Source organism: Pseudomonas fluorescens (assembly GCF_019212185.1).
Classification (GTDB): Bacteria; Pseudomonadota; Gammaproteobacteria; order Pseudomonadales; family Pseudomonadaceae; genus Aquipseudomonas.
In genome coordinates this window covers 430,521-447,163 of the sequence record NZ_CP078138.1, presented here as the reverse complement: position 1 = coordinate 447,163, position 16,643 = coordinate 430,521, and the positions used below count along the sequence as shown (strand labels likewise).

The following is a 16,643-nucleotide window of genomic DNA, read 5'->3' as shown; positions in this document are numbered from 1 at the left end:
TTGCACCCTGCCCCCCTTGTAGGAGCGAGCCGGCTCGCTCCTACGGTTTGTAATGAAGAGAATCCCATGAGCAGCCTGACCATCACCCCACTCAGCAGTGCCCTCGGCGCGCAGATCGGCGGCGTCGACATTGCCCAGCCGCTGAACGTCGAACAACGCGACACCATCGAGCAAGCCCTGCTCAAGCATCAAGTGCTGTTCTTCCGTGATCAGCCCGTCACCCCGGAACAGCAGGCGCGGTTCGCCGCCAACTTTGGTGACCTGCACATTCACCCGATCTACCCTAACGTCCCGGAACAGCCGGAAGTGCTGATCCTCGACACCGCCGAAACCGACGTGCGCGACAATGCCGTGTGGCACACCGACGTGACCTTCCTGCCGACTCCGGCGTTAGGGGCGGTGCTCAGTGCCAAGCTGTTGCCCGAGTTTGGTGGCGATACCTTGTGGGCCAGTGGCATTGCCGCCTATGAGGCGTTGTCCGAGCCGTTCAAGAGTTTGCTGCAGGGCCTGACCGCGACCCACGACTTCGTCAAATCCTTCCCGCTGGAGCGCTTTGGCAGTACCCCGCTAGCCCTCGCCCAGTGGGAAGCCACGCGCAAGAAAAATCCGCCACTGTCGCACCCGGTCATCCGCACCCATCCAGTGAGCGGACGTAAATCGCTGTTCGTCAATGAGGGCTTCACCACCCGCATCAACGAGCTGTCGGAGACCGAAAGCGAGTCGGTCCTCAAGCTATTGTTCGCCCACGCCACCCGCCCGGAGTTCACCATCCGCTGGCGCTGGCAAACTCATGACGTGGCTTTCTGGGACAACCGGGTGACCCAGCATTTTGCCGTTGACGATTACCGTCCGGCACGCCGGGTGATGCACCGCGCCACGGTGTTGGGCGACGTGCCGTTCTAACTTTTCGGACTGTGCGCCTGAACGCCGCCTATGCTCGTTAGACGGCACAGGAGCGCTCGCCCATGCACACCACCATCATCATCGCGTTCGGCCTGATTCTGCTGGCGCTGATGCTATTCATCGGCCAGCAACTGGGCTTCACGCCCGAGGTCCGGACCTACAGTTTCATCCTGCTGTGGCTGGCGCTGACGACGATCAACGGCGCCATTGGCGTGAAAATCGCCGAGCGCTCGCTGCGCGACGAACTGATGACCGGGTGCATGGTGTTTGCCGTACCGGTGGCCACCCTGGTGCTGTACATGGCCTTGACGGCCAACACCTGAGCAGCCCCGGCACTCGCTCAACGCACCAGATGCAGGAACTGCATGTGCCGCTCGTACTGGTCGAGGATGTCGTTGATGATCTGCTCCTTGGTGTAGCCCATCAAATCGTAATCCTGACTGCCTTCGCTCAAATGCACCTCAGCCCGGTAGTAGCGCCGATTGCGCAGTTCCTTGGGCCCCATCCCGCCACGGGCAAAGGACGGCGTGAAGTAGCCGCGCATCTGCACCTGGTAAATGAACGGATGCTGGTCGCCATGGCCGATCTCCAGGCTGACGCTGTCGTTGGCCGGGTCGGGCTGCGCGATCACGTTCAAGCCCTTCTCGACAAACACCGCTGTGACCTCCTCAATGGCCGGGCGCACCGTCGTGTCGAGGAAACGATAGACCTCGTCGCGCGACGGGAAGTGCACCGCCTGGCTCAAGCGCTGGCGCCAGCCGCCCTTGCCCCGACGCGAAGCCGAGACCGGCGCCAGCGAATGCATCTGCGCGATTTTCTTCTGCGACTCGAGATAGAACGCCTTGTGCAGCCCCCACATCATCAGCAGCAGAATCATCGAGAACGGCAATGAAGTCAGGACCACCGCCGACTTCAGCGAGTCGATGCTGCCGGCGAACAACAGGGCACTGGTGACCAGCGCCGTCATCGCGCCCCAGAACACCCGCAGCCATTTCGGTCCGTCTTCGTCGGCACTGCCGCCCCTGGCGGACAAGGTCGACAGGACCACGGTACCGGAGTCGGCCGAGGTGACGAAAAACACAAAGCTGATGAACACCGTCACGGCGATCACCGTCTTGCTCCACGGATAGGTTTCCAGCAGCAGGTAGAGGGTCATCGACGGATTGTCGATGGCCGACATGCCCAGCGCGCTCATGCCGTGATTGAGCACCTGATCGATGGCGCTGTTACCGAAGATCGACATCCACGCCAGGGTAAAGCCCAGGGGAATCAACAGCACGCCGAAGACGAATTCACGGATGGTCCGGCCGCGGGAAATGCGCGCAATGAACAGGCCCACGAACGGCGACCAGGCAATCCACCAGGCCCAATAGAACACGGTCCAGCCGCCCAGCCAGTCGCTCGGCTTGTCGTAGGCGTAGAGGTCGAAACTCTTCATCGGCAAGGCGCCGAGGTAGTCGCCGAGATTCTGGATCAGCGTATTGAGCAGGTGCTGGGTGGGGCCGGCGAACAACACGAATAGCAACAGCGCGCAGGCCAGCAGCATGTTGATGTCAGACATCACCCGCACGCCCTTGTCGACGCCGGCGACCGCGACGATGATCGCCGCGCCCATCATCAAGGTGATCAGGCCGACCTGCACCCATTGGGTATGCGCAATGCCGAACAGGTAGTCGAGCCCGGAGTTGAGGTGAAGCACGCCAAAGCCCATGTCGGCACCCAGGCCGAACACGGTGGCGATGATGCCGAAACCATCCACCGCGTAACCGATCGGGCCATTGATGCGCTTGCCGATCAGCGGGTACAGCGCTGAGCGCAGGGCCAACGGCAGGTTATGCCGGTAGGCGAAGTACGCCAGGGCCATACCGACGAAGGCAAACACTCCCCAGCCGTGCAGGCCCCAGTGCAAGAACAGGATCTGCATCGCCTGGCGCGCCGCATCGGCAGTACCGGCTTCGCCCTGGGGCGGCAGCGACAGGTGGGTCAGGGGTTCGGAAACACAGAAGAAAAACAGGGTGATGCTGATCCCGGCAGCGAACAGCATGCCAGCCCAGGACAGGTAACTGAATTCGGGTTCGTCGTGGTCGGCACCGAGCTTGATCTTGCCGTAGCCAGACAAGGCGGTGACCACCACGAAGACCAGATACAGGGTCATCGCCAGCATGTAGTACCAGCCGACCGTATTGGCCGCCCAGTCCTGTGCCGCCAGCAGCCAGGCACCGGCCTGTTGCGGAAAAGCGATGACCACCAGGCCGAAGAGCAGAATGAAGGTCGCGGCGAAGTAAAACACCGGCGGATTCATGCGGATTTGACTGTTTGCAGCAGGAGCGGATGCACTCATGTTCGGTGCACCTTTTGTGGGTGGGACGTGGCTGTAAAAATCGGACTCAGCAAAGGCAAGCCTCCTGTTGTGAGCGGGCAGCGAGCTGCCGGTTTAACTTGAATGAACGTTCAAGTTAAACATGAATAGGGGGCTAAGGACTAATCCCGGGGCTCGACGGCAGCCCCTCGCCAACCGCTATCACGCTCGCAAAGCCCCTGCTGGCAAGGGCTCGCGTCCTTTCGGCAAAAACTTATTTCTGCGTCCCGTCATCGTGCTGCAGGTTGGCCTGAGTCAGGTTGCAACCGGCGGGAACGCTGCGGGTCAGCCAGACGTTGCCGCCAATGGTCGAGCCCTTGCCGATGGTGATTCGCCCGAGAATAGTCGCCCCGGCGTAAATCACCACATCGTCCTCGACGATCGGGTGACGCGGGTGACCCTTTTGCAACTGGCCGTCTTCGTCCGCCGGGAAGCGTTTGGCACCCAGGGTCACTGCCTGGTAGATGCGCACCCGCTCACCAATGATCGCAGTTTCGCCGATCACCACGCCGGTACCGTGATCGATGAAGAAACTGCGGCCGATTTGCGCGCCGGGGTGAATATCGATGCCCGTGGCCGAGTGGGCAATTTCCGAACTGATCCGCGCCAGCAACGGTAAACCGGCCCGGTACAAATGGTGCGCCAGGCGATGGTGGATCACCGCCAGAATCCCCGGGTAGCACAGCAGCACCTCGTCGACGCTGCGCGCCGCCGGGTCGCCGTGGAAGGCCGCCAGCACATCGGTGTCCAGCAGGCTGCGCAGCGCCGGCAACGCCAGGGCGAAATCCTGGATCAGGCTGATGGCGCGTGCGTCGACTTCGCTGTCGACCTGCGCACTCTGCCGGGCGACGTAACGCAGCTCCAGGCGGGCCTGGCCCAACAGCGCGTTGAGCGCCACATCCAGGGTATGCCCGACGTAGAAGTCCTCGCTTTCCTCGCGCAGGTCCACCGGCCCCAGGCGCATCGGGAACAAGGCGCCACAGAGCGCTTCGAGAATCTCCGCCATCGCCGCGCGTGAAGGCAGCTCACGGCCGCCCTGCTCGCCGCTGCTGCGACCATTCTGCGTGCGCCACTGGTCGCGGGCTGCGCGCAGTTGGCCAACGATGGTCTGTAATTGCCAATGGCTGGAACGTTCACTCACGGTCAAGACTCCTCACACGCTGCGACCGCACCATAGGGCCGCTGAAATGCCGATCACTGTACGACATCGGCTCAAAACGCGTTTAAGAACGAATTTTCCTGCTCTCAGCACTTTTGGCTATAAGTGATTGACGGTTGCCCGAGTAAATCCCCCTGCCTATAGTCCAGAGACTTCCTACAACCCGTGCGGCCCCATGATCAAACAACAGCTGGCTCGTTTTAACCGTCTGGACCTGCTCAACCACGCCACGCCCCTGGAAAAGCTCGAGCGCCTGTCGAGCTGGCTGGGCCGTGATGTCTACGTCAAGCGTGACGACCTGACGCCGCTGGCCATGGGTGGCAACAAGCTGCGCAAACTCGAATACCTCGCCGCCGATGCGTTGGCCCAAGGCGCCGACACCCTGATCACCGCCGGTGCCATCCAGTCCAATCACGTGCGCCAGACCGCAGCCATTGCCGCGAAACTGGGCCTGGGCTGCGTCGCCTTGCTGGAAAATCCGATCGCGACCGAAGACCCGAATTACCTGGGCAATGGTAATCGCCTGCTGCTGGATCTGTTCGATGCCAAGGTCGAATTGGTCGACAACCTCGACAACGCCGACCAGCAACTGCAAGCCCTCGCCGAGCGCCTGCGCAGCAACGGCAAGCAGCCTTACCTGGTGCCGATTGGCGGCTCGAACGCCTTGGGTGCCTTGGGTTATGTGCGCGCCGGCCTGGAGCTGGCCGAGCAAATCAAGGACACCGGCCTGGAGTTCGCCGCGGTGGTCCTGGCCTCGGGCAGCGCCGGTACCCACAGCGGCCTGGGCCTGGCCCTTGGCGAAGCCCTGCCGGACTTGCCGGTGATCGGCGTTACCGTGTCGCGCAGCGATGAAGATCAACGGCCCAAGGTCCAGGGCCTGGCCGAGCGCACTGCTGAATTGCTGGGCGTGAATCTGCCGCCAGCGTTCAAAGTGCAACTGTGGGACGAGTACTTTGCCCCGCGCTACGGCGAGCCGAATGCCGGCACCCTGGCCGCGGTGAAACTCCTCGCCAGCCAGGAAGGTCTGCTGCTTGATCCGGTCTACACAGGCAAGGCCATGGCCGGTCTGCTGGATGGCATTGGCCGCCAGCGCTTCGATGAGGGTCCGATCATTTTCCTGCACACCGGCGGCGCCCCGGCGTTGTTTGCCTATGCAGATTCCTTCGCTTGAGCGGAGAGATAATGGTTATAAGCAAGTAGTTTAATAGTATTTTCCAATCTAAAAGCGGCGTCATATAGTCCCGCCGCAGGCGCAATCGCCGCGGGACGCATACGCTGCTTTAATGCAGGATGCTGCAATCGCTCGATAACCGATGTTGCCTGCTCGATAACAAACGTCTTGATAAAAACACACAGGGGCTTGTCATGAATTTTTCCGCACTACGTCGAAATCTGCTGGTGGGTTCGCTGGGTCTGGCGCTGGGCGCCGGTCTGTTGGGGCAAGCGGTAGCGGGTGAGCAACTGCAGAAAATCAAGGACGCGGGCACGATCAACATCGGCCTTGAAGGCACCTACCCACCCTTCAGTTTCGTCGATGCCGACGGCAAACTGACCGGTTTTGAAGTCGAGCTTTCCGAAGCCCTGGCGCAAAAACTCGGGGTCAAAGCCAAACTGCAACAGACCAAATGGGATGGCATCCTCGCCGCCCTTGAGTCCAAACGCCTGGACGCCGTGGTCAATCAGGTGACCATCTCCGAAGAGCGCAAGAAGAAGTACGACTTCTCCGAGCCCTACACCGTGTCCGGGATTCAGGCGCTGGTGCTGAAAGACAAGGCAGCCACGCTGAACATAAAGACCGCCGCTGACCTGTCCGGCAAGAAAGTCGGTGTCGGCCTGGGCACTAACTATGAGCAATGGGTTCGTGCCAACGTGCCGGGCGCTGACGTGCGCACTTACGACGATGATCCGACCAAGTTCGCCGACCTGAACAACGGCCGTACCGACGCTATTCTGATCGACCGCCTGGCTGCACTCGAATACGCCAAGAAAGCACCGAAAACTGTCGCCGCCGGTGACGCCTTCTCCCGTCAGGAAGCCGGTATTGCCCTGCGCAAAGGCGAACCTGAACTGCTGGCCGCAGTGAACAAGGCACTGGATGAACTGCGCGCCGATGGCACCCTGAAAAAGCTTTCTGAAAAGTACTTCAACGCTGACGTCACTCAATAATGGAAGCAGCTTTCCAACTCGCACTGGACTCCGCGCCCTTTCTGCTCAAGGGCGCGTACTACACGGTGATTCTCAGCCTCGGCGGGATGTTCTTCGGCCTGCTGATGGGCTTTGGCCTGGCGCTGATGCGCCTGTCACGCCTCAAGCTGGTGAGCTGGATAGCTCGCATCTACGTATCGTTCTTTCGTGGCACGCCGTTGCTGGTGCAACTGTTCGTGATCTATTACGGCTTGCCGCAACTGGGCGTCGAACTGGACCCGCTGCCGGCCGCGCTGATCGGCTTCTCCCTGAACATGGCGGCCTACGCCTGCGAGATCCTGCGTGCTGCCATCAGCTCGATCGAGCGCGGTCAGTGGGAAGCGGCGGCCAGTATCGGCATGACCCGGGCGCAAACCCTGCGCCGTGCGATCCTTCCACAAGCGGCACGCACTGCCTTGCCGCCGCTGGGCAACAGTTTCATTTCGCTGGTCAAGGACACCGCGCTGGCTGCCACCATCCAGGTGCCGGAGTTGTTCCGCCAGGCGCAACTGATCACCGCCCGCACCTTCGAAATCTTCACCATGTATCTAGCCGCCGCGCTGATCTACTGGGTTCTGGCAACGGTGCTTTCGCACCTGCAGAACAAGCTGGAAGAGCGGGTCAATCGGCATGACCAGGAGTCCTGACCCAATGATTGTCGTGGAAAAACTGACAAAGCAGTTCAAGGGTCACGTGGTGCTCAACGGCATCGACCTTGAGGTCAAGGAAGGCGAAGTGGTCGCCATCATTGGCCCCAGCGGATCGGGCAAGACCACGTTCCTGCGCTGCCTGAATTTTCTCGAAGAGCCCAGCAGCGGGCGAATCAAGGTCGGCGACATCGAGATCGATGGCAGTCGACCGCTGAGCAAACAGCAAAACCAGGTGCGCACCCTGCGCCAGCATGTGGGCTTCGTGTTCCAGAATTTCAACCTATTCCCCCACCGCACGGCCCTGGAAAACGTCACCGAAGGGCCGCTGGTGGTAAAGAAAGTCCCTCGCGAACAAGCCTTGGCACTGGGGCGCAAGCTGTTAGCCAAGGTTGGTCTGGCGGGCAAGGAGGACGCCTACCCAAGGCGCCTGTCCGGCGGTCAACAACAACGCGTGGCCATCGCCCGGGCGCTGGCCATGGAACCCGAGGTGATCCTCTTCGACGAACCGACTTCAGCACTGGATCCGGAACTGGTGGGCGAAGTCCTGGCCACCATTCGTGGCCTGGCCGAAGAAAACCGCACCATGGTCATCGTCACCCATGAAATGGCATTTGCCCGCGACGTGGCCAATCGCGTGGTGTTTTTCGACAAAGGCGTGATCGTCGAACAGGGAGAAGCCAAAGCTTTGTTTGCCAACCCAAAAGAAGAGCGAACACGGCAGTTCCTCAGCAAGTTTCTTAACGCATGAAGCACTAAACCCTCGTCCACAACACTCTCTAAGCCCCTCATTCTCCACGGATGGAAATGACGTTTAACGAAACAATAAAGCCTGAACCCCTTCCAACTTCTCTCTGTACATCCTCACCATAAATAGATACCACTCCCTCCACCGACATGTGCCGTAACTTGGCACAGGCGCGGTTGCTTCCAGCGAGCAAAGTCCCCGCACAATCTGGCTTCCGGCCGACGCACCACAAAGAAATTGCCAGGCCTGCCGTACGCTAAACAACCACTACATGTAAGAAAATTCTGATTATCGGAACCCCTGGCGTACTCCCAAGTTATCTCTATTGACTGCTTGTCGAGCGCACTTTTATCTATTCGTCGATGGGGTCCCAACCTGGCTTAGCAACTTCCCCACGCTTCAACCGATATGAACTAACAAACTTTCGAAATGGACTTCGCAGCGGTACTTCAAGGAGATACACCTATGACCTGCCTGTCGACCCACATTGAACTGTCGACCCCCTGCCTGGCGCAGTCTCCAGGATCAGCCATCAATCTCGCCTCAGCCGCCCATTTGCTAATCGAGATCCCGCCCTGCGCCTGTATGGACGAAGGCGACTTGATCGAATTGTTCTGGGACAACTGCTACGTCGCCTCGCGGATGCTCTGCCGCGAGGACATCGGCCACCCGGTGAGCCTGCGGATTCCGGAGAGCTTCATCCACAACGGCCAGTCGCAGGTTCACTATCGACTGATGCAGGTCGGACAGCATCCGGCAACCTCACCGGCCAGACAGCTGGAGGCCAAGCTGGACTGCCCCGGCGGCCAGCCGCTGAGTGAATGCGCCGAGGAGAATCAACGCCTGAAGCCGCTGATCATTCCGCTGATGATTGCCCGCCACGGGGTCAATGTGAACCAGATCAGGCGTGGCGTACCCCTGACCATCGCGCCTTATCTGAACATGGCAGCGCAAGACTCCATCACCCTGCGTTGGGGCGATGTGCGCATGGACCTGCCCACGATCGCGCCCGATGAGGTTGGCCAGCCCATTCATGTCTGGGTGCCGCCAGAGGTGATCAGCGAAGCCGGTGAGGACAATCGGCTCGAAGTCACCTATTGCATCCTCGACCGGGTCGGCAATAACTCACGCTGGGCCCCCAGCCGCACGCTGAAGGTCGGTGACAGCGATCCCGGCCTGAAGTCGCTGTGCCAATCCGCCCTGCGCAATGGCACCGCTCACTCGAAAAGAAAGCAACGCTGACCTTCTATGTATATTCCCAAAAGTTAGTTCATTTATTTTTTATAAGTCATTAAGGTATATAAACCGGACCACCGGACATTCTTGAATTTGATTACGCCGCATCGCGCGGCTTATCCATGAGATGTGAGGTAGGTATGGTCCGGAACCCAATCACCCCAGCCAGGGCATTGCGTGCAGCCAAGGAGTGGCAGTGATGTCCAATCTGGCCGAAGCAACTATCCAGAGCGATCTGGATGTCTCCCCGGCATTGTTGCCTGCACAGGTGCTGAGCAACGATGCCGAGGCTCTCGAAGCCGCCCGCCAACTCGCCGCAGTCGCCCGCCAGCAAGCCGCGCGACGCGATCAGCAGCGCAAATTACCCTGGGCCGAGATCGAGCAATTCACCCGCAGTGGCCTGGGCAGCATCACCCTGGGCAAGGCCTTCGGTGGCCCCGAAATTTCCCATGTCACCCTGGCTGAAGTCTTCGCGATCATCAGCGCGGCGGACCCGGCCCTGGGACAAATTCCGCAAAACCAGTTCGGCATCCTCAACCTGCTGCAGCAGGTCGCCAGCGAAGTGCAAAAACAGCAGTTGTTCCGCAGCGTGCTCGATGGCTGGCGCATCGGCAATGCCGGGCCGGAACGCGGCAGCAAGAACACCCTGGAGCTCAAGGCCCGTATCACCGCCGACGGTGATGGATTTGTCCTCAATGGCGAAAAGTTCTACTCAACGGGTGCCCTGTTCGCTCACTGGGTCGCCGTCAAGGCACTGAATGATGAAGGCCGCCAGGTGATGGCGTTCGTGCGGCGCGGTACCCCGGGCTTGCGCATTGTCGATGACTGGTCCGGCTTCGGCCAACGCACCACCGCCAGCGGCACCGTGCTGCTGAACGAAGTGCGCGTCGACGCAGAGCTCGTGGTCGAGACCTGGCGGATCAATGACACGCCGAACATCCAGGGCGCAGTCTCGCAATTGATCCAGGCCGCCATCGACCTCGGCATTGCCCGTGGCGCGTTGGATGACGCCATCGAATTCGTCCGCACCCGCGCCCGGCCCTGGATCGACGCCAAGGTCGAGCGTGCCAGCGATGACCTCTACGTGATCGCCGATATCGGCAAGCTGAAGATCGAGCTGCACGCCGCCGAGGCCTTGCTGCGCAACGCCGGCAAAGTCCTCGACCAGGTCAAGGCCGCGCCGGTCACCGCAGCCGCCGCGGCTCGCGCTTCGATTGCCGTCGCCGAGGCCAAGGTCCTGACCACCGAGATCTCGCTGCTGGCCAGCGAAAAGCTGTTCGAACTGGCGGGCAGTCGCGCCACCCTCGCCGAGTTCAATCTCGACCGTCACTGGCGCAACGCCCGGGTGCATACCCTGCACGACCCGGTGCGCTGGAAGTACCACGCCGTGGGTAACTATCACCTCAACGGCACCCTGCCCAACCGGCATTCCTGGATCTGACCGACCAGACCTCTGGAGAGAAAAACATGACGTACTCCCCCTCAGTCGCGGTCATTACCAGCGATGAACAAGCCCTTATTGTCGCCAGCGACCTGGCCGAAGACTTCCAGCGCGACAGCGCCCTGCGCGACCGCGAACGCCGCCTGCCGCACCCGGAGCTGGAAGTGTTTTCCCGCTCGGGCCTGTGGGGCATCAGCGTGCCGAAAGAATACGGTGGCGCCGGCGTCTCCAACGTCACCCTGGCCAAGGTCATCGCGCTCATCGCCCAGGCGGACGGCTCCCTCGGACAGATCCCGCAGAATCATTTCTATGCCCTCGAAGTGCTGCGGGTGAACGGCAGCGAGGCGCAGAAAAAACGCCTGTATGCCGAGGTCCTCGCCGGACAACGCTTCGGCAACGCCCTGGCTGAACTGGGCACCAAAACCGCCCATGATCGCCTGACCCGCTTGAGCCAGGACGGCAGCGGCTATCGCATCAACGGACGCAAGTTCTACGCCACCGGCGCGATCTACGCGCAGCGAATTCCGACGTCGGTGGTCGATGAGCACGGCGTCCAGCACCTGGCGTTTGTCCCGCGTGACAGTCAGGGCCTGAGCGTGATCGACGACTGGAGCGGTTTCGGCCAGCGCACCACCGGAAGCGGCTCGGTGGTGTTCGAGGACGTCTACGTCGCGGCAGATGATGTGATCCCTTTCCAGAGCGCGTTCGAGCGACCGACCACCGTCGGCCCGCTGGCGCAGATTCTCCATGCTGCCATCGACACCGGTATCGCCCGCGCCGCCTACGAAGACGCGCTGCATTTCGTGCGCACCAAGACTCGCCCCTGGATCGACTCCGGCCATGACCAGGCGACTGCCGACCCATTGACCATCAAAAGCTTCGGCCACCTGAGCATTCGCTTGCACGCCAGCGAAGCCCTGCTCGAACGTGCTGGCGAGTTTCTCGACCTGGCCCAGGCCAACACCGACGCACAGAGCGTCGCGGCGGCCTCGATTGCCGTGGCCGAGGCCCGCGCCATCAGCACCGAGATCTCGCTGCAAGCCGGCAGCACTCTGTTCGAATTGGCCGGCAGCCGGGCGACCCTGGCCGAACATGGCCTTGATCGCCACTGGCGCAACGCCCGCGTGCACACCTTGCACGATCCGGTGCGCTGGAAGTACCACGCCGTCGGCAATTACTACCTCAATCAGGAAAATCCGCCACTGCGAGGGACGATCTGATGAGCGTCCAGCCAGCCCGGAAAAAAATTCTCCTCAATGCGTTCAACATGAACTGCATCGGCCACATCAATCACGGCCTATGGACCCATCCACGGGACAATTCGACCCAGTACAAGAGCGTCGAATACTGGACCGAACTCGCTCAGTTGCTGGAGCGCGGTTTGTTCGATGGCCTGTTCATCGCCGACATTGTCGGGGTCTATGACGTCTACCAGCAGTCGGTCGATGTGACGTTGCAGGAATCGATCCAGTTGCCGGTCAACGACCCGTTGCTGCTGGTCTCGGCCATGGCTGCGGTGACAAAAAATCTCGGCTTCGGCCTGACCGCCAACCTGACTTACGAACCGCCCTATTTGTTCGCCCGGCGCCTGTCCACCCTCGATCACCTGAGCCGTGGACGGGTGGGCTGGAACATCGTCACCGGATACCTCGACAGCGCCGCCAAGGCCATGGGCTTGCAAGAGCAGGTCGAACATGACCGGCGCTACGACCAGGCCGACGAATACCTGCAGGTGCTCTACAAACTCTGGGAAGGCAGCTGGGAAAACGATGCGGTGCTGAATGACCGCGAACAGCGGGTTTATGCCCAACCCGACAAGGTGCACAAGGTCGAGCACCGTGGCGAGTTCTATCAGGTCGAGGGTTATCACCTGTGCGAACCCTCGCCGCAGCGCACCCCGGTGCTGTTCCAGGCCGGCAGTTCGGCGCGCGGTTTGCAGTTCGCCGGGCAGCACGCCGAATGCGTGTTCATCAGCGGGCAAACCAAGGCCTCGACCAAGGCCCAGGTGGACAAGGTTCGCGCCAGTGCCTTGAGTGCGGGGCGTAACCCCGAGGACATCAAGGTATTCATGGGCTTGAACGTGATAGTCGGTGCCAGCGAAGAGGCGGCCTGGGCCAAGCATGCCGAGTACCTTAGCTATGCCAGCGCCGAAGCCGGCGTCGCGCATTTCTCGGCATCCACGGGCATCGATTTTTCCGAGTACGAACTCGACGAGCCGATCCAGTACGTCAAGAGCAATGCCATTCAGTCCGCAACCCAGCACCTGAAAAACAACGACTGGACCCGGCGTAAATTGCTCGAACAACACGCCCTCGGTGGGCGCTACATCACCCTGGTCGGCTCCCCGGAGCAGGTCGCCGACGAACTGGAATCGTGGATCGCCGAAACCGGCCTGGACGGCTTCAACCTGACGCGCATCGTCTCCCCGGAAAGCTACGTGGACTTTATCGAGCTGGTGATTCCCGAATTGCAGCGCAGGGGGTCGTACAAGACTGCTTATGAGCAAGGGACGTTTCGCGAAAAGCTGTTCCAGGAACAAGCGCAATTGCCTGACCGACATACGGGCGCGACCTTCAGACGCTAAGCGCTTCGCGGGCAAGCGCGCTCCTACAAGGGTTAGGTGAACTGTGTAGGAGCGAGCCTGCTCGCGATGAGGCCCCACCAGACACCCAAAATTCATGCACTGACTGGAAAAACCACCATGACCAAAACCTACCTCACCCACCCAGTCAAAGCACTGGCCCTGGCCCTCGGCCTCTTCAGCTCGGCAGTCTTCGCCGCCGACGCCCCTCTGAAAGTCGGCACCACCGCCGCCTTCGCCATTCCCCTTGAAGCCGCCGTCGAAGAAGCCGGCAAGCAAGGCCTGAAAGTCGAGCTGGTGGAGTTCAGCGACTGGATCGCGCCCAACGTCAGCCTTGCTTCCGGGGATATCGACGTGAATTACTTCCAGCACATCCCCTTCCTGGAAAACGCCAAGGCGGCCGCCGGTTTTGACCTTGTGCCGTTCGCGCCGGGGATCATCAACAACGTCGGCCTGTACTCGAAGAAATACAAAAGCTTCGACGAGTTGCCCGAAGGCGCCAGCGTGGCGATCGCCAACGACCCGATCAACAGCGGTCGCGGCCTGCAGCTGCTGGCCAAGGCCGGTCTGATTACGCTCAAGCAAGGTGTTGGCTACAAAGCCACTGAAGACGACATCGTCGCCAACCCGAAGAAGATCAAGATTCTCCAGGTCGAGGCTGTGCAACTGGTCCGTGCCTATGACGACGCCGATCTGGTCCAGGGCTATCCGGCCTACATTCGCCTGGCCAAGACTTTCGACGCCGGCTCGGCGCTGCTGTTCGACGGCCTCGATCACAAGGAATACGTGATCCAGTTCGTGATCCAGCCGGACCACAAGACCGACCCGCGCCTGATCAAGTTCGTCGACATCTACCAACACTCGCCCGCCGTGCGCGCCGCCCTCGACAAGGCCCACGGCAAGCTCTACCAAGCCGGCTGGGAAAGCTGAGGATGAATGCCGCGAGCCAACGGCGACTGGAAATTCCAGAGCCCCTTTCGGCGGTGCGTAGCGAGCTGCACCCCGAGCTTAATCACGCCCACGTGCGCTTCGTCGGCCTGGGCAAGACCTACAACGGCCAGCAGGGTCCGGTCGCGGCGCTGCAGGGCATCGACCTGGCGATCCAGCGTGGCGAGGTGTTCGGCATCATCGGCCGCAGCGGCGCGGGCAAGTCGTCGCTGATCCGCACTATCAACCGCCTTGAGCAACCGACTTCAGGTCGGGTGCTGATTGATCAGGTCGACATTGGCGAGTTCGACGAAGACCGGCTGGTGGCGCTACGACGACGCATCGGCATGATCTTCCAGCACTTCAACCTGATGTCGGCCAAGACCGTCTGGCAGAACGTCGAGCTGCCGCTCAAGGTGGCGGGCGTGGCCAAGGCCGAGCGGGAAAAAAAGGTCCGGGAACTGCTTGAGCTGGTGGGCCTGCAGGAGAAACACAAGGCTTACCCGGCACAGCTCTCCGGCGGCCAGAAACAGCGCGTCGGCATCGCTCGGGCGTTGGTCCATGACCCGCAGATCCTGCTGTGCGACGAGGCCACTTCCGCGCTCGATCCGGAGACCACCCAGTCGATTCTCGGCCTGTTGCGCGAGATCAATCAGCGCCTGGGCCTGACCATCGTCCTGATCACCCACGAGATGGCGGTGATCCGCGACATCTGCGACCGGGTGGTGGTGCTCGAACATGGGCGCATCGTCGAACAGGGTCCGGTCTGGGAAGTGTTCGGCAACCCACAACACGAGGTCAGCAAAACCCTGCTGACGCCGCTGCAACACGCCCTGCCGGCTGAACTGCAGAACCGTTTGCACACTCAGCCACCCTCGGCGGATGCCGCTGTGGTGCTGCGCCTGCAATTGACTGGCAGCAGCGCCGACGAGCCCGATCTCGCTGCGCTGTTCAGCGCCCTGGGTGGTCGTGTGCGGCTGCTGCAGGGTGGGGTCGAACGGATCCAGGGGCATGCCCTGGGGCAACTGCTGCTGGCGGTCACCGGCTCGCCGCACACGGCCGATGCACTGCGCCAGCGCGCCGGCAATTGGGCACAACAGGTGGAGGTACTGGGTTATGTGGTTTGATCGCTTGCTGCAAGGTTTCATCGACACCTTCCTGATGGTCGGCGTGTCGTCGCTGATCGCCCTGCTGGCGGGGATTCCGTTGGCGGTGATCCTGGTCACCAGCGCCAAGGGCGGGATCTACGAAGCACCGACGCTGAACCGCGCGCTGGGCGCCTTCGTCAACCTGTTCCGCTCGATTCCGTTCCTGATCCTGATGGTCGCGCTGATCCCCTTTACCCGCCTGATCGTCGGCACCACCTATGGTGTCTGGGCCGCCGTGGTGCCACTGACCATTGCAGCCACACCGTTTTTTGCGCGAATAGCCGAAGTGAGTTTGCGCGAGGTCGATCACGGGCTGATTGAGGCGGCACAGGCCATGGGCTGCCGGCGCTGGCACATCATCCGCCACGTATTGTTGCCCGAGGCACTGCCGGGGATCGTCGGCGGTTTCACCATTACCCTGGTGACCATGATCAACTCATCGGCAATGGCCGGGGCCATTGGCGCCGGTGGGTTGGGAGACATCGCCTACCGCTATGGCTACCAGCGTTTCGACAGCCAGATCATGCTGACCGTGATTGTGTTGCTGGTGATTCTGGTGGCCGTAATCCAGCTCGGCGGCGACCGATTGGCGCGGGTGCTGAACAAGCGCTGAGCGACGAAAAGCGCTTATAGTCGCAGGCAACTCCCTTGCCTGCGCAGCCGATCATGAAACACACCGACGCCGACCTCGAACAGATCACCCGCACCACTCTGGGCCATTACAACTCGGTGGCCGAAGGCTTTCGCGAAGGGACTCGCGATCACGACGTCAGCCAGAACATCGCGGCGCTGCTGCGTCATATCAACGCCACGGCGCCCTTCACCCTGCTGGATTTCGGCTGTGGCCCGGGGCGTGACTTACAAACCTTCACCCGCATGGGCCATGTTGCCGTGGGCCTGGATGGCTCTGCCGAGTTCGCCCGAATGGCCCGCGAGGACAGCGGCTGTGAAGTCTGGCAGCAGGACTTCCTCAAACTCGAGTTACCCCGCGAACAATTCGACGGGATTTTTGCCAACGCCGTGCTGTTCCACATCCCGCTGCAGGAACTGCCACGGGTGCTGCGACAGCTGCACGCGACGCTGAAACCGGGGGGCGTGTTGTTCAGTTCCAATCCGCGCGGTGACAACCAGGAAGGCTGGAACGGGCCGCGTTATGGGTCGTATCACGATCTGCAGGCGTGGCAGCAGTTGCTGACCGAGGCAGGGTTTGTCGAGCTGGAGCACTACTACCGCCCGGCAGGGCTACCGCGTGAGCAGCAGCCGTGGTTGGCGAGTGTTTGGCGCAAGGTGGTGTAATCAACTCACACATC

General features: G+C 61.3%; 16 protein-coding genes. 14 read left to right on the top strand and 2 right to left on the bottom strand.

Annotated elements, in window-relative coordinates; genetic code table 11:
- Positions 1-66: 66 nt before the first annotated feature.
- Both tauD and KW062_RS01905 read left to right on the top strand, forming a co-directional pair.
- Positions 67-903 (top strand): taurine dioxygenase, encoded by an 837-nt coding sequence (tauD, locus tag KW062_RS01910; RefSeq protein WP_027617256.1) that lies wholly within the window; start codon positions 67-69, stop codon positions 901-903.
- 62 nt (positions 904-965) lie between these two features.
- Positions 966-1,226: a hypothetical protein gene (locus KW062_RS01905; protein ID WP_027617255.1), complete on the top strand. Its 261-nt coding sequence runs from the start codon at positions 966-968 to the stop codon at positions 1,224-1,226.
- A gap of 17 nt (positions 1,227-1,243) precedes the next feature.
- Here the strand turns inward: KW062_RS01905 and betT are convergent, their stop codons facing one another.
- Together betT and epsC are read right to left on the bottom strand one after the other, a co-directional pair.
- Positions 1,244-3,244, bottom strand: a complete 2,001-nt coding sequence (gene betT / locus KW062_RS01900) for a choline transporter BetT (RefSeq protein ID WP_027617254.1) — start codon at positions 3,242-3,244, stop codon at positions 1,244-1,246.
- Positions 3,245-3,476: 232 nt separating this feature from the next.
- Complete coding sequence (gene epsC / locus KW062_RS01895) at positions 3,477-4,403, bottom strand: serine O-acetyltransferase EpsC (RefSeq protein ID WP_027617253.1); 927 nt, start codon at positions 4,401-4,403, stop codon at positions 3,477-3,479.
- Positions 4,404-4,596: 193 nt separating this feature from the next.
- On the opposite strand from epsC, the gene KW062_RS01890 reads away from it, so the two are divergent.
- The 12 genes from KW062_RS01890 (at position 4,597) to KW062_RS01835 (ending at position 16,629) form a co-directional block, all read left to right on the top strand.
- Positions 4,597-5,592: a D-cysteine desulfhydrase gene (locus KW062_RS01890; RefSeq protein ID WP_027617252.1), complete on the top strand. Its 996-nt coding sequence runs from the start codon at positions 4,597-4,599 to the stop codon at positions 5,590-5,592.
- A gap of 194 nt (positions 5,593-5,786) precedes the next feature.
- Positions 5,787-6,587, top strand: a complete 801-nt coding sequence (tcyJ, locus tag KW062_RS01885) for a cystine ABC transporter substrate-binding protein (RefSeq protein WP_027617251.1) — start codon at positions 5,787-5,789, stop codon at positions 6,585-6,587.
- The gene (gene tcyL, locus KW062_RS01880; protein WP_033865998.1) at positions 6,587-7,252 is read left to right on the top strand and encodes a cystine ABC transporter permease; all 666 of its coding nucleotides are present in this window, start codon (positions 6,587-6,589) and stop codon (positions 7,250-7,252) included. The genes tcyJ and tcyL overlap by 1 nt, the downstream gene beginning before the upstream one ends.
- A 4-nt stretch (positions 7,253-7,256) precedes the next feature.
- Complete coding sequence (tcyN, locus tag KW062_RS01875) at positions 7,257-8,003, top strand: L-cystine ABC transporter ATP-binding protein TcyN (RefSeq protein ID WP_105754113.1); 747 nt, start codon at positions 7,257-7,259, stop codon at positions 8,001-8,003.
- 462 nt (positions 8,004-8,465) lie between these two features.
- On the top strand, positions 8,466-9,242 hold the full coding sequence (locus KW062_RS01870; protein WP_027617248.1) for a hypothetical protein: 777 nt from the start codon (positions 8,466-8,468) through the stop codon (positions 9,240-9,242).
- 193 nt (positions 9,243-9,435) lie between these two features.
- Positions 9,436-10,677: an SfnB family sulfur acquisition oxidoreductase gene (locus KW062_RS01865; protein WP_027617247.1), complete on the top strand. Its 1,242-nt coding sequence runs from the start codon at positions 9,436-9,438 to the stop codon at positions 10,675-10,677.
- A 26-nt stretch (positions 10,678-10,703) separates the two neighbouring features.
- Positions 10,704-11,897 (top strand): SfnB family sulfur acquisition oxidoreductase, encoded by a 1,194-nt coding sequence (locus tag KW062_RS01860; RefSeq protein ID WP_105754114.1) that lies wholly within the window; start codon positions 10,704-10,706, stop codon positions 11,895-11,897.
- Entirely contained in the window at positions 11,897-13,261 is a 1,365-nt protein-coding gene (locus tag KW062_RS01855) for an LLM class flavin-dependent oxidoreductase (protein ID WP_033865997.1), read from the top strand. The genes KW062_RS01860 and KW062_RS01855 overlap by 1 nt, the downstream gene beginning before the upstream one ends.
- Before the next feature lie 117 nt (positions 13,262-13,378).
- A complete protein-coding gene (locus KW062_RS01850; protein WP_027617244.1) occupies positions 13,379-14,188 on the top strand; it encodes a MetQ/NlpA family ABC transporter substrate-binding protein in 810 nt (269 codons plus the stop codon).
- A 2-nt stretch (positions 14,189-14,190) separates the two neighbouring features.
- Positions 14,191-15,312 carry a methionine ABC transporter ATP-binding protein gene (locus tag KW062_RS01845; RefSeq protein WP_105754115.1) on the top strand — a complete coding sequence of 374 codons (1,122 nt, stop codon included), beginning with the start codon at positions 14,191-14,193 and terminating at the stop codon, positions 15,310-15,312.
- Positions 15,302-15,946, top strand: coding sequence for a methionine ABC transporter permease (locus tag KW062_RS01840; RefSeq protein ID WP_105754116.1), 645 nt, complete (start codon positions 15,302-15,304; stop codon positions 15,944-15,946). Before KW062_RS01845 ends, KW062_RS01840 begins: the two co-directional genes overlap by 11 nt.
- A 53-nt stretch (positions 15,947-15,999) precedes the next feature.
- The gene (locus KW062_RS01835) at positions 16,000-16,629 is read left to right on the top strand and encodes a class I SAM-dependent methyltransferase (RefSeq protein ID WP_105754127.1); all 630 of its coding nucleotides are present in this window, start codon (positions 16,000-16,002) and stop codon (positions 16,627-16,629) included.
- The last annotated feature ends 14 nt before the right edge of the window (positions 16,630-16,643 follow it).

What these genes read in the sequence shown, in the direction of transcription:
- tauD (WP_027617256.1), top strand. Translation starts at nt 67, where the DNA reads ATGAGCAGCCTGACCATCACCCCACTCAGCAGTGCCCTCGGCGCGCAG.
- KW062_RS01905 (WP_027617255.1), top strand. Translation starts at nt 966, where the DNA reads ATGCACACCACCATCATCATCGCGTTCGGCCTGATTCTGCTGGCGCTG.
- betT (WP_027617254.1), bottom strand. Translation starts at nt 3,244, where the DNA reads ATGAGTGCATCCGCTCCTGCTGCAAACAGTCAAATCCGCATGAATCCG.
- KW062_RS01890 (WP_027617252.1), top strand. Translation starts at nt 4,597, where the DNA reads ATGATCAAACAACAGCTGGCTCGTTTTAACCGTCTGGACCTGCTCAAC.
- tcyJ (WP_027617251.1), top strand. Translation starts at nt 5,787, where the DNA reads ATGAATTTTTCCGCACTACGTCGAAATCTGCTGGTGGGTTCGCTGGGT.
- tcyL (WP_033865998.1), top strand. Translation starts at nt 6,587, where the DNA reads ATGGAAGCAGCTTTCCAACTCGCACTGGACTCCGCGCCCTTTCTGCTC.
- tcyN (WP_105754113.1), top strand. Translation starts at nt 7,257, where the DNA reads ATGATTGTCGTGGAAAAACTGACAAAGCAGTTCAAGGGTCACGTGGTG.
- KW062_RS01870 (WP_027617248.1), top strand. Translation starts at nt 8,466, where the DNA reads ATGACCTGCCTGTCGACCCACATTGAACTGTCGACCCCCTGCCTGGCG.
- KW062_RS01865 (WP_027617247.1), top strand. Translation starts at nt 9,436, where the DNA reads ATGTCCAATCTGGCCGAAGCAACTATCCAGAGCGATCTGGATGTCTCC.
- KW062_RS01860 (WP_105754114.1), top strand. Translation starts at nt 10,704, where the DNA reads ATGACGTACTCCCCCTCAGTCGCGGTCATTACCAGCGATGAACAAGCC.
- KW062_RS01855 (WP_033865997.1), top strand. Translation starts at nt 11,897, where the DNA reads ATGAGCGTCCAGCCAGCCCGGAAAAAAATTCTCCTCAATGCGTTCAAC.
- KW062_RS01850 (WP_027617244.1), top strand. Translation starts at nt 13,379, where the DNA reads ATGACCAAAACCTACCTCACCCACCCAGTCAAAGCACTGGCCCTGGCC.
- KW062_RS01845 (WP_105754115.1), top strand. Translation starts at nt 14,191, where the DNA reads ATGAATGCCGCGAGCCAACGGCGACTGGAAATTCCAGAGCCCCTTTCG.
- KW062_RS01840 (WP_105754116.1), top strand. Translation starts at nt 15,302, where the DNA reads ATGTGGTTTGATCGCTTGCTGCAAGGTTTCATCGACACCTTCCTGATG.
- KW062_RS01835 (WP_105754127.1), top strand. Translation starts at nt 16,000, where the DNA reads ATGAAACACACCGACGCCGACCTCGAACAGATCACCCGCACCACTCTG.